Annotated in this window: 10 protein-coding genes; 3 read left to right on the top strand and 7 right to left on the bottom strand. The window is 33.8% G+C overall.

Annotation, left to right across the window (positions count from 1 at the left end; translation table 11 throughout):
• Window positions 1-45: 45 nt before the first annotated feature.
• From KA856_RS03435 to KA856_RS03415, 5 genes are all read right to left on the bottom strand, one after another.
• Window positions 46-1,170, bottom strand: a complete 1,125-nt coding sequence (locus tag KA856_RS03435) for an amidohydrolase (protein WP_107384919.1) — start codon at window positions 1,168-1,170, stop codon at window positions 46-48.
• A 6-nt stretch (window positions 1,171-1,176) separates the two neighbouring features.
• Window positions 1,177-2,343: a SulP family inorganic anion transporter gene (locus tag KA856_RS03430; protein ID WP_233422648.1), complete on the bottom strand. Its 1,167-nt coding sequence runs from the start codon at window positions 2,341-2,343 to the stop codon at window positions 1,177-1,179.
• Window positions 2,344-2,571: 228 nt separating this feature from the next.
• Complete coding sequence (hutI, locus tag KA856_RS03425) at window positions 2,572-3,804, bottom strand: imidazolonepropionase (protein ID WP_107384918.1); 1,233 nt, start codon at window positions 3,802-3,804, stop codon at window positions 2,572-2,574.
• Complete coding sequence (gene hutU, locus KA856_RS03420; RefSeq protein WP_210138500.1) at window positions 3,801-5,465, bottom strand: urocanate hydratase; 1,665 nt, start codon at window positions 5,463-5,465, stop codon at window positions 3,801-3,803. The genes hutI and hutU overlap by 4 nt, the downstream gene beginning before the upstream one ends.
• A gap of 47 nt (window positions 5,466-5,512) precedes the next feature.
• Window positions 5,513-6,787 (bottom strand): YjiH family protein, encoded by a 1,275-nt coding sequence (locus tag KA856_RS03415; RefSeq protein WP_107386226.1) that lies wholly within the window; start codon window positions 6,785-6,787, stop codon window positions 5,513-5,515.
• Between the two features lie 144 nt (window positions 6,788-6,931).
• Between KA856_RS03415 and KA856_RS03410 the strand changes: the two genes are divergently transcribed.
• Window positions 6,932-7,807, top strand: coding sequence for a LysR family transcriptional regulator (locus tag KA856_RS03410; RefSeq protein ID WP_107384915.1), 876 nt, complete (start codon window positions 6,932-6,934; stop codon window positions 7,805-7,807).
• Here the strand turns inward: KA856_RS03410 and hutG are convergent.
• The gene (hutG, locus tag KA856_RS03405) at window positions 7,797-8,726 is read right to left on the bottom strand and encodes a formimidoylglutamase (RefSeq protein WP_107384914.1); all 930 of its coding nucleotides are present in this window, start codon (window positions 8,724-8,726) and stop codon (window positions 7,797-7,799) included. The genes KA856_RS03410 and hutG overlap by 11 nt on opposite strands.
• Before the next feature lie 255 nt (window positions 8,727-8,981).
• Here hutG and sdpC point away from each other — a divergent pair, with 255 nt between their 5' ends.
• Window positions 8,982-10,292, top strand: a complete 1,311-nt coding sequence (gene sdpC / locus KA856_RS03400) for a peptidoglycan release complex CPBP-like subunit SdpC (protein ID WP_107386227.1) — start codon at window positions 8,982-8,984, stop codon at window positions 10,290-10,292.
• Between the two features lie 117 nt (window positions 10,293-10,409).
• Here the strand turns inward: sdpC and KA856_RS03395 are convergent, their stop codons facing one another.
• Entirely contained in the window at window positions 10,410-11,096 is a 687-nt protein-coding gene (locus KA856_RS03395; RefSeq protein WP_181187394.1) for a ribose 5-phosphate isomerase A, read from the bottom strand.
• Between the two features lie 158 nt (window positions 11,097-11,254).
• Here KA856_RS03395 and KA856_RS03390 point away from each other — a divergent pair, with 158 nt between their 5' ends.
• Window positions 11,255-11,911 (top strand): MOSC domain-containing protein, encoded by a 657-nt coding sequence (locus tag KA856_RS03390; protein ID WP_107384626.1) that lies wholly within the window; start codon window positions 11,255-11,257, stop codon window positions 11,909-11,911.
• Window positions 11,912-12,070: the final 159 nt, after the last annotated feature.

Here is a 12,070-nt window from a genome sequence, read left to right as displayed (position 1 = left end):
TTATTTTTTACCCAAATTAAATCGTCCATAACATAAGCTATTACTTTAAGATTCATTTAATAATTTCTGTACAAATGTTACAAAGTAATCTGGTACTTTTTCTAAAATACGTTCATCGGGATCGTATTTTGGATGATGTAAATCATAATCACTATTCGAGCCAATAAAGACAAATACACTTGGGTACTTATTAGCAAAACCAGAAAAATCTTCACCAATGGTTAATGGCTGTTCCATTATATTCACATTATAACCCACTTGCTTAGCAATGTTGATTGCATCATCCGTTAATTTTTCGTCATTGATAACCGCACCTGGTAAACGGATATATTCTGTTTCAATTTCAACATCAAATACTTCTGCCAGTCCATTACCAATTTCTCTCAACCTTTTTTCAATGAATGTACGAATACGTTCATCAAAACTTCTCACTGTACCTTGTACATAAGCTTGATCTGCAATAACATTCCATGTGTTACCACAAGAGACTTCTCCTATCGTTACCACAGCATTATCAAAAGCAGATAAATTTCTGCTGACGATGGATTGAACGCTATTGATTAATTGACCTAACACGACGACTGGATCATTACCTTGTTCAGGTTTTGCTGCATGCGCACCTTTACCTTTAATTTTAAATTCAAAACGATCTACAGAAGATGTCACAGCACCGGATTTCACTGCTAATGATCCTATATCCATCGTAGGATAATTATGATAACCTAGCACAGCTTTTGTACCATCAATGGCACCTGACTCAGCTAATTTAACAGCACCATAGCCTAGCTCTTCGGCAGGTTGAAAAATAAAACGTACCCTACCTTTTAATTGCCCTTCAATTTCTTTTAATCTTGTAGCTACTGCTAAAATACTTGCCATATGGATATCATGCCCACAAGCATGCATAATGCCTTTATTAGTTGAAGTGAATTCATGTACAACTTCTTCATTAATTGGTAATGCATCAATATCCGATCTAACAGCAACAAATGAATCTCCTTGTCCTACTTCTGCAATCAATCCAGTTTCCAAAGGTATATCTAAAATTTTAATTTCATAACTCTCTAAAATACGTCTTAATCGTTTCGTTGTTTCATATTCATCATCCGACAATTCAGGAAACTGATGAAATGTACGTCTCCACTTTACATAATCTTCATATTGTGGCATTACATGTCACGTCCTTTCTAAATTTATAAAACGTTTTAAAAAATAATATAGTATTGTTACAACCACTACTCCGAGCGCTAAATTATTAGAAATTAGGATAAGCACCATCGTTAGTATTACAATGAAAGCATTTATTAATGGCGATTGGCGTATAAAAGGTATTGTACGTCGATCAAATGTGTTCAGTGAAATGGTAATGAGTACAGTAGCTAAAACAGCCATTGGAATATGTCCTATAATTTCACCAAAAACAAATAAACTTACCAGTAAAAAACTACCGGTAACAAACGTCGAAATTCTAGAATTCGCACCCATTGTCACATTAAAACGTGATTGCCCAACAAGCGCACTTCCACCATAACCACCAAATAACCCTACTACAAAATTGGCTATACCTTGACCTATCGACTCACGATTTTTATCACTTGTTGTAGCGGTTACTTCATCCATCATACTTGCTGTTAAAGTCGTTTGAACAATTGCAACAATAGCCATCATCAATCCATATAACAACGCAGTTAAGAAGAAATTAACATTTAATATTTCAGTAGGAATACTTGGATAAGGTAGTTTAATATGTATTGAAGATAAATCATGCACATATTTAATATCAGGCTTTAATATCCACGAAAATATAGTCAATATTATGATTGATATTAACGGTGCAGGGATAATTTTGATATATCGATTGCCCAACCAAATAATTAAAAATGATACGATTGCAACAATATACGTTGGCATAGAAATCCCCAAGATATTCTTTAGCTGAGATGTGAATAATAGTATTCCTAAAGCATTCATAAATCCAATTACTACACCTACTGGTATCAATTCTAACCATTTATTAATTTGAAAATATCCCAATATAACTTGAATGATTCCCATAAATAATGTAGCTAAAATGACTGCTTGCATCCCGTGACTTGCTGCTAAAGGTGCTACGACTAATGATACACCACTACTTGGTGCTGAAACCATCAAGGTTCTATTTCCAGTCAAGCTGAGTACGAGCATCATCAAACCAGTACTTAACATACCGATTGTTGGGGTCACGCCTGCTATAAATGAAAAAGCAATTGCTCCAGGCAACAATGCAAGTGCAAGTAATATACCTGTAAGCATATTCTGTACTATGTCGCCTTTCCATTGATCAATATATCCAGCGTTACTCACACTATACTTCACCCCCAACCCCTTTAATTACTATACTATCATAATTGTCAAAATATTTTATTAACTTGCGTTTTATGTACTTTTAGATTTTACGTTTAGAAAGTATGTATATTACAAAAATAACTAAAATAAGAATAGAGCAAGGAACAAATCAATATTGTTGATTTCATTCCTCACTCTATCTAGTGTCAAAAGTCTTAATGATTCATTTTAATTACAGTTTCACTTTTAAAGTTTTACGCGATTATCAAATAGTACCTTGCCATCTTTAATCACTCTTTCTGCGTGATTAATACCATAATGATAAGGAATATATTCATGGTTCGGTGCATCCCAAATTACAATATTTGCTTTATCACCCTTATTGATGGTACCTGCATCAACATTAATCGCTTTAGCTGCATTCACTGTCACTGCATTCCAAATTTCATTTGGGGATAATTTTAATTTTAATGCTGCAATAGACATCACTAATTGTAAATTATTAGTCACACAGCTACCTGGATTGAAGTCAGTAGCTATGGCAATAGCACCGTCGTTATCTAACATACCTCTCGCATCTGCATATGATTCCTTATCAAGGTAAAAAGTTGTACCTGGAAGTAATACCGCAACCGTATCACTATCTTTCAATTTTTGTTTGCCTTTTTCACTAGATGCTACTAAATGATCTGCAGAGATTGCATTTTCATCAATTGCAAGTTCTAAACCACCTAATGGATCAATTTCATCCGCATGAATTTTAACATCAAAGCCTTGTTTTTTAGCCGCTTCCATATAAGCTTTAGATTCTTCTACAGTGAACACACCTGTTTCACAGAAAATATCAGCAAAGTCAGCGTACGGTTTAACTTCTGGCAATAAATCTATCATTTCTTGTAAGAAAGCTTGGTTAGACTTCGCATCTTTTGGTACAGCATGTGGCCCAAGGAATGTATGTTTCATGTCTAAATTATATTTTTTTGCTAATCGATTCGAAACGCTCAATTGTTTAAGTTCATTTTCTTTATCTAATCCATAACCACTCTTACTTTCAACTGCTAAGACACCGTGTTGTAACATGGTTAATAGGTTTTTTTCCGCTTTTTCAAAAAGTTCGTCTTCTGTCGCTTGACGTGTAGCTTCTACAGTAGATAATATGCCGCCACCTTGTTCAAGTATTTCTAAATAAGAGACACCTTGACGTTTGAGTGACATCTCATGTTCACGTGAGCCACCATGCACAAGATGCGTATGTGCTTCTACTAATGCAGGTGAAACGACTTTTCCTGAGGCATCTATTGTCTCATTTGCTTCATAAGCCTCAGAATGTTCACCAGCATAAACAATCTTGCCATCTTGCACAACTACTGTTCCATTTTCAATAATGTTTAAATCATCTAATTCTTTGCCTTTTAAAGGACGATCGGTAGCCTTTGGTAAAATTAGTTGTTTAATGTTTTGAATAATTAAGTCGTTCATTTTTTATCTCCTTTTCCCGTAATCATTGGAATGTGAATACTTTTTTCATTTGCTACATTAATCGCTGATTCATAACCTGCATCAGCATGTCTTACTACTCCCATACCCGGATCTGTAGTTAGTACTCGTCCTAACCGTTTGTCTGCCCTTTCTGAACCATCAGCAACAACTACCATGCCGGCATGTAATGAATAACCCATACCAACACCTCCACCATGATGGAATGAAATCCAAGATCCACCTGCTGCAGTATTGATTAACGCATTTAATATTGCCCAGTCTCCTACAGCATCTGAGCCATCCTTCATGCCTTCAGTCTCACGATTAGGACTAGCTACTGAACCCGAATCCAAATGATCTCGGCCAATTACAATTGGTGCAGAAATTTCACCTTCACGTACAAGTCTATTTAATGCCAATCCCATTTTTGCACGTTCTCCATAACCTAACCATGCAATTCTTGAAGGCAATCCTTGAAATGCAATTTTCTCTTGTGCTAAATCTAGCCAACGGATAAGTTTTTCATTTTCAGGAAATAGCTTTCTCATTTCTTCATCTGCACGCTCAATGTCTTTAGGATCTCCGCTTAATGCTGCAAATCTAAATGGCCCCTTACCTTCACAGAATAATGGTCTGATATATGCTGGCACGAACCCAGGAAAATCAAAAGCATTTTTTAAGCCGTCATTATATGCGACTTGTCTTATATTATTGCCATAATCAAAAGCGACTGCACCTTGTTTTTGAAATTCTAACATCAACGAGACATGTTTATGCATTGATGCTTGAGATTCTTTTACGTATTGTTTTGGGTCTTTATTGCGTAGTGCACTTGCTTCTTGTAATGAATACCCTTGTGGCACATATCCATTTAAAGGATCGTGTGCACTCGTTTGATCCGTAATAATATCAATTCTAAATCCTTTATCTAAAATTGCTTGATGTACATCGACCGCATTACCAACCAATCCAATAGATAATGGTTTACCCTGTTTGCGTGCGTCTTCCGCTAAACTTAATGCTTCATCTAAATCTCGTGTCTTCACGTCACAATAACGTGTATCAATACGCTTATCAATGCGGGTTTCATCTACATCAACTCCAATGACAACACCGCCATTCATTGTAATTGCTAATGGTTGTGCACCACCCATACCGCCAAGACCAGCAGTTAGTGTAATCGTCCCATTTAATTTGCCATTAAAATGTTGATTAGCGAGTTCACCAAATGTCTCATATGTACCTTGAACGATGCCTTGTGATCCTATATAAATCCAACTACCCGCAGTCATTTGTCCGTACATCATTAATCCTTTTTGATCTAATTCATTAAAATGATCCCAGTTTGCCCATTCAGGTACTAATACAGAATTAGAAAGTAACACACGTGGTGCTTCTTCATGCGTTTTAAATACAGCAACCGGTTTACCTGATTGGACTAACATTGTTTCATCAGCTTCTAATGAACGCAGTGTGGATTCGATTGCTTCAAATGCCTCCCAGTTCCGAGCTGCTTTACCTATGCCACCATAGACAACCAAATCTTCAGGTCTTTCTGCAACTTCAGGATCTAAATTATTATATAGCATTCGTAATACTGCTTCTTGTTCCCAACCTTTACATTCAATCTCTAAACCTTTTTTTGCTTTAATTTTTTTCATGAAAAATCTCTCCTTCATCGATTTTAATTCAACCTTTGTTTTGATATTTAAAATATCCATAATGCAAATGGAATTGTAATCAGTAGTGTTAGTACTACTCTTTCAAACCAAATAAGCACAAGTTTTCCTACTGAAATTTTAATTTCTGTAGATAATATGACTGGAACAACGCTTGAAAAAAAGATAATCGCTGAAACACTCATTACTGCTACTGTAAATCTTGTTGCTAAATCTGCTGATTGTGCAATTGCAGCTGGTAATAACATTTCAACAATTGAAATCGTTGAAGCCTGTGCTAATACCCCCACATTTTCTACTGGAAAAATGCTAATGAATGGATAAAAGATGTAAGAAATATATTCGATAACTGGTGTAAATTCTGCGATTACTAACCCTAGAAAACCTATTGACATGATAGAAGGTAAAATAGCTATAGTCATTACGACACCATCTCTTAAATTTTCAAATACATGCTCCATTAATGACTTTGACTGTTTCACAGCTAATTTTGCTTCTAACCAAGATTCTTTTAATAATGGCATATTTCTACGAATCTCTTTTTTATATGGCTGGTCTTTATATGTCGTATGCTGTTCAAATCTGATAGGTGGGAGTTGTACGGTAATAGCAGTAACAATAAATGTCACTACGAGTGTAAACCAAAAATATAAATTCCAATACTGAATAATTCCTAATGTATTAGCTACAATAATCATAAACGTAGCGGAAACCGTAGAAAATCCTGTTGCTACAACTACTGCTTCTTTATGTGTGTAACTACCACTCTTGTAGACTTTGTTTGTTATCAGTAAGCCTATTGAATAACTACCAACAAATGATGCTACTGCATCGACCGCTGATTTTCCTGGCGTCTTAAATATTGGTCGCATTATCGGCCGACAAATCACACCGATAAACTCTAACAAGCCGAAACCTACTAAAAATGATAAAAATATCGCTCCTATAGGAATTAAAACACTTAATGGTATTGCTAGCTTTTCGTATAAAAATGGTCCGATACTTTCTTTTAAAACAAAAGCAGGCCCTATATTGAAAACAACCATGAAAGCAATGAATACCCCTACCACTTTAAATAAACTAAAGATTATGTTTGTTTTCGATTCATTCCACCGTTGATTGAGAAATGGATGAATTGCACCTATAATAATTAAAATCAATACATAATATGGTAAAACAGGTTTCACGATTAGTGTGATCCATTGCACAATATGATCAATCATAATTGTTGATTGACCATGTATAGTCACAGGAACAAAGAAAAATATAATGCCAATCAAGCTATAAATAAAAAATCTCCACATGTACTTCACGCCCCTAACATGAAAGTACGACTCCCTCTATATCTAAAAGTATAATATGTTATTATATAGACTACCAATATCAATAAACTAATTATTAATAGTTTTAAACTATAAATACACGAATCATTTAGGAGTGACATTCATTTGAAAATTGTTCAATTAGAATATTTTATTGCCGTCGTTAAATATAATAGTTTTACAAAGGCTGCAGATTTTTTACATATAAGCCAACCGTCTTTAACGAATACAATTAAAAAAATAGAAGCAGATTTAGGTTATGATTTATTTTTAAGAACTACAAAGGATATTAAAATTACAGAAAAAGGTATCCATTTTTATAACTATGCCGTTCAACTCGTGCAAAGTTATCATCAAACGCTGGAAAAAATGTATGATTTAAAAATGGGGCATGCACCTAAAATAAAATTTTCTATTCTTGAATCTTCAAATCAATGGATCTCACAAGTAGTTGCTATGCATCAAAAGGAATATGCAGACCAAACATATCATGCTTCAGAAGTACATGATCAGAGCACCATATTAGAGCGACTTTTAAATTTTGAAAATCATCTAGGCCTAACAAATGAGCAGATTGTCCATGACGATATACACTCTGTCCCACTATATAAAGAATCTTATGTACTCATAACGCCTAAAAATACATTCCCGAATAGCAAAAAAGTTTCTATTAAATCTTTACCACTAATTTTACCTACAAAAGGTTCACAAGTACGCAAGCATTTAGATGACTATTTTAACCGTCTAAATATTCATCCAAATATTATTATTGAAGCCGACCGCTTTGAAGCTTCAACTAATTTCGTTCATCGAGGATTAGGTTATGCAGTCATACCACGTGTCTATTACCAATCTTTTAATGCACGAGATTTAGATGCAATTGAAATTAAGCCAACACTCAGTCGTACGATTTACATCAATTACTTAAAAAAAAGAAAGCACCCTGAACGAGTACTTTCCTTTATAGATTTATGTCTTTATTATTGGAATATTAAAGAATAAAATGATGTAAAAAATTAGCTGAGAGCTTTGCTGTACGATTATCGACATCATATTTAGGGTTGGTTTCAGCAATGCTAATCGTTGAGACTTTTTCATTTGGGATAATACGTTTGGCAAGTTCAAGTACAATATGCGGAAATAGGCCTAATACTGCATTAGCACTTACGCCTGGTGCGTATGCGCTATCGATAACATCCATACATATTGTGAACATAATAACGTCATGGTTGTGTATAAAACGTTCTACCTTATCTTTTACAGGAGGAGATATTTGATGTAATAATTCCTCGGCATAAACAAAGCCGATATCTTTTTCGTTTGCATAATCAAATAGGCCTTGTGTATTACCACCTTGTTGTATGCCTAATACTAAATAGTCTGCTTGATTATCTTGATCTAAAATCTGCCTAAAACTCGTTCCAGAAGTGGACTGTGCTTCTGCTCTGGTATCAAAATGCGCATCAATATTAATAATACCTAAAGAAGCATCAGGATAAACTTCTTTTATGCCTAAATACTGGGCATAAGCGATATCATGTCCGCCTCCCAATAAGAACGTCTGTTTATGTCTTTGGATTGAGGTTGCAACATATTGTGCGAATTCTTTTTGGGTATCTTCTAAGTGATTGTGATCATGTTCTACATTACCATAATCATATATCTTGCAGTCACTCAACACAGGTAGATTGGCAAATGCTTTCTTAATTGCGTCGGGACCTTCTTTTGCACCTAATCTTCCTTTGTTCAATTCAACACCCTTGTCTACTGCGTAACCTAATAACCCCACACCTTGGCGTTTCTCACGATAGTCATCTTTGATATTCCTAAAATTTACAGTTTGAAAATGTCTAAATTGAGATGAATCTGTTTCACTATCGACTCTACCTGTCCATAAATCGCGCTGTGCTAATTTATACATAATTCTCCTCCTTTTAAAACAATATCCTCATATAAAAGTATACGCTTACATTGAATTCAATTCAATTTATGCTTTTATTTACCCAATATTCAGCTGCTTAATTTTTCAAATTACAATTAATTATTTCATTTAGATGTTAGTTTTGGCATTACTATTACATTTCAATGATAAATATCTAAATTTAATTTATTTCTGATTAATAAATATGTATAATTAGTGATAAATGATTTTCTGAACCCTATTGGAGGTTACATAATGAATAAACAACGTATATCAGGTTTTCAATGGGCAATAATGATTTTTATTTTCTTTATTATTGCTTATGCAGCTCCTATTATACTAAAAGATTTACAAAGTACTATTTCACTTAAAACTTTTGTCTTTGACTTAAGTGCTATAGCACCATTTATTGCTGCGCTTATTTGTATTATTGTTTTTAGTAATCGCAAAGCGCAGTTATCTGGTTTAAAACTAACAATAGATTTAAAAGTGATTGAACGAATTCTACTTGCATTTATATTACCTTTAGTCATTTTCTTGATTGCTATGGTAAGCTTCAACATCTTTGCAGATAGTTTTGTATTATTACAAGCAGAAGATTTATCAGTTTCTATAACTGCAATTATACTCGGACAGCTAGTGATGGCATTCTTAATAGAGTTCGGTTTCCGTTCTTACTTGCAAAACATTATAGAAACAAAAATGAATACATTTTTTGCATCAATTATTGTTGGTATATTATATTCCATTTGGAATATAAACATGGTATTTAGTCTTGAATATACTTTATATGGTTTATTATATACATTTGCATTCTCTATGATTATAGGTGAATTGATTCGTGCTACAAAAGGACGCACGATTTATATCGCAACGATATTCCATGCAGCAATGTCATTTGGTCTTGTTTTCTTATTCAATGAAGAGCTCGGCAGTGTTTTCGCAATGAAAGTAATTGCACTATCTACATCAGCTGTAGCAGTCGTTTACATTTTATTAAGTATTATTATTCGCGCGATACTCTATTTCTTTACAAAGCGCAGTTTAGATGAAGTCGATAATAATAATTATTTGGACCACGTTAATGAATATTCAGAAGCACCTCAAGAAGAAGACAGCAGTGAAACACCCGATGATGCAACAACAAAAGCACAAGTTCATACAGAAGATGACGAGCACAGTGAATCTACTACTTCTCAAACTGAAGAGGCAACAGACAAACATATAAATTCAGATGATGCTGACTCAAAAACATCAACTGAACTTATGGATGATACTGACACTCAAAATAATCACCAACAAACAAATCATGATGACAGTCGAAACAATATTATAGATGAAAACACACCACAAACACCTGAGAACAACGACGTTCAAGGAGAACACAACCATGTTAAAACACAGGTAAACGGTGCTGTTGAAAATTCTACTGAGAGAGCACAAACAGAAGCAACATCAACAGAACATGATAATGATCAAAATACTTCTGAGACAATCACACAACAAAATAAAAAACGACAACGCTCACCTTTTAAACTAAAAAACAAACGTGATCATCGTCGCTAATTAACAAAAAGCAGGTTACACTTACCGTATATTCAGATACAATGACTAAACCTCATGATTATCTTAATTTATACCGGTAGTTAACCTGCTTTTATTATATTTTAATATACCAAATTATTATTTATTTAAAATTTTAACACCTTTTTGTGTACCTATAATGACTTGATCTGTAACATCGATAAAATAACCAGTTTCTAAGACACCTACTAAATGAATTAAAAATTCATGCATAGCATAAGGATCGATAGATGAATTCAATGTAACATCAAGAATATAATTTCCATTATCAGTTATAAATGGGACATCATCCACCATCCGACGTATCACTTGCAAATTATCGTAAGCTGCAATTTTTTTAGAAACTAATAACCAATTAAATTTATCTACTTCTACAGGTAAATTAAACGTTTCACCTAAATATGATACACACTTAGATTCATCGACTAAAACAATAAATTTTTCCGCCATGGCGTCAATCACTTTTTCTCTAAATAATGCGCCACCGCCACCTTTAATTAAATTCAAATTGTTGTCCACTTCGTCTGCACCATCAATTGCAACGTCTATTTTCTCAATATCATTGACATCCACTACTCGAATACCTAATTCTTTGGCGATATAAGCGGTTTTATTAGAAGTGCATACACCTGTAATATCAATCTGTTCATGGTTCAATTTCTCAGCTAATTTTGGGACAAGCAACTCTATTGTTGAACCAGAACCAATTCCAACTACCATACCGTCGCTGATTTGGCTTAACGCGTCATTAAATGTACTAATTTTCAACTGTTTCGTATCCATAATGCGTCCCCTTTACATAACTTACTCTCACCTTTATTGTACATGAGATTGAAAAAAATACATAGCTAAAAAATATGTATAAATTTTAAATTAATATATCTTCTTGCATAATCAAATATGTGCTTTACAATAATAATACATAACCAACAAGGGGGATTGTCATGATTTATGATTTAAAAGCGATTGCTACAGGAAAAATAGAAGATTTACCTTATAGTTCTAAAAGACCGATGCGTTCAGCACTTAACAAACAGCCATTCACCGGTAGAATGTGGCTTTCAAAAACAGGTTTTTCTGAAGATGAGCAAGAATACAAAGGACATGGCGGTCCCAATAAAGCTGTGTGTTTATATAGTGAAAAAAATTATAATTTATGGAAAGATGATGTCTCGGTTTTACCAGAGTATGCAATGTTTGGCGAAAATTTAACTGTCAAAGATTTGGATGAAAAAGACTTACATTTTGGTGATCAATTTCAATTAGGTGAAGCGATTATCGAAGTTTCAGAGATTAGAGAACCTTGTTGGAAAATACAAGAAAAGTATAAAATTCCTAACCTTATTAAACGTATGTCTAGTACATGTAGAACTGGTTGTTACCTTAGAGTAATTAAAGAAGGTTTTGTTAGCGACTCATCTCATCTTCAGCTCATAAAATACGGAGAGCAAGATTCCCTTTTAACTGTATTTGAACTCAATGATATTTATTACAATGATAATAAAAATGTTGCGCGCTTAGCCTATGCCTTAAAAAATCCTTATTTAACTGAAGAAAGACGACGCAAATTAGAAAAGTATCTAAAACGCGCACAAAAATAAATATCACAATATACTAAAATGCCATATTCTAATGCGCAATAAAAAAACAGACCCCTGTACAACAAGCATCTGTAAATATTATACATTTATTAAACTCAGGTTAAGTAACTGACAAAATATGATATTCATACAGATTCACTAACCTGAGTATTTCTTTTA

The sequence above is a fragment of the Staphylococcus sp. GDB9P120P genome, from assembly GCF_017893435.1.
Lineage (GTDB): Bacteria > Bacillota > Bacilli > Staphylococcales > Staphylococcaceae > Staphylococcus > Staphylococcus cohnii.
The sequence above is the reverse complement of the archived record's forward strand: the minus strand, read 5'-3'. Positions and strand labels throughout refer to the sequence as shown.

Coding starts and splice junctions, on each gene's coding strand:
- hutI (WP_107384918.1), bottom strand. CDS start 3,804: ATGAACGACTTAATTATTCAAAACATTAAACAACTAATTTTACCAAAG.
- hutU (WP_210138500.1), bottom strand. CDS start 5,465: ATGAAAAAAATTAAAGCAAAAAAAGGTTTAGAGATTGAATGTAAAGGT.
- hutG (WP_107384914.1), bottom strand. CDS start 8,726: ATGTATAAATTAGCACAGCGCGATTTATGGACAGGTAGAGTCGATAGT.
- sdpC (WP_107386227.1), top strand. CDS start 8,982: ATGAATAAACAACGTATATCAGGTTTTCAATGGGCAATAATGATTTTT.
- KA856_RS03415 (WP_107386226.1), bottom strand. CDS start 6,787: ATGTGGAGATTTTTTATTTATAGCTTGATTGGCATTATATTTTTCTTT.
- KA856_RS03435 (WP_107384919.1), bottom strand. CDS start 1,170: ATGCCACAATATGAAGATTATGTAAAGTGGAGACGTACATTTCATCAG.
- KA856_RS03390 (WP_107384626.1), top strand. CDS start 11,255: ATGATTTATGATTTAAAAGCGATTGCTACAGGAAAAATAGAAGATTTA.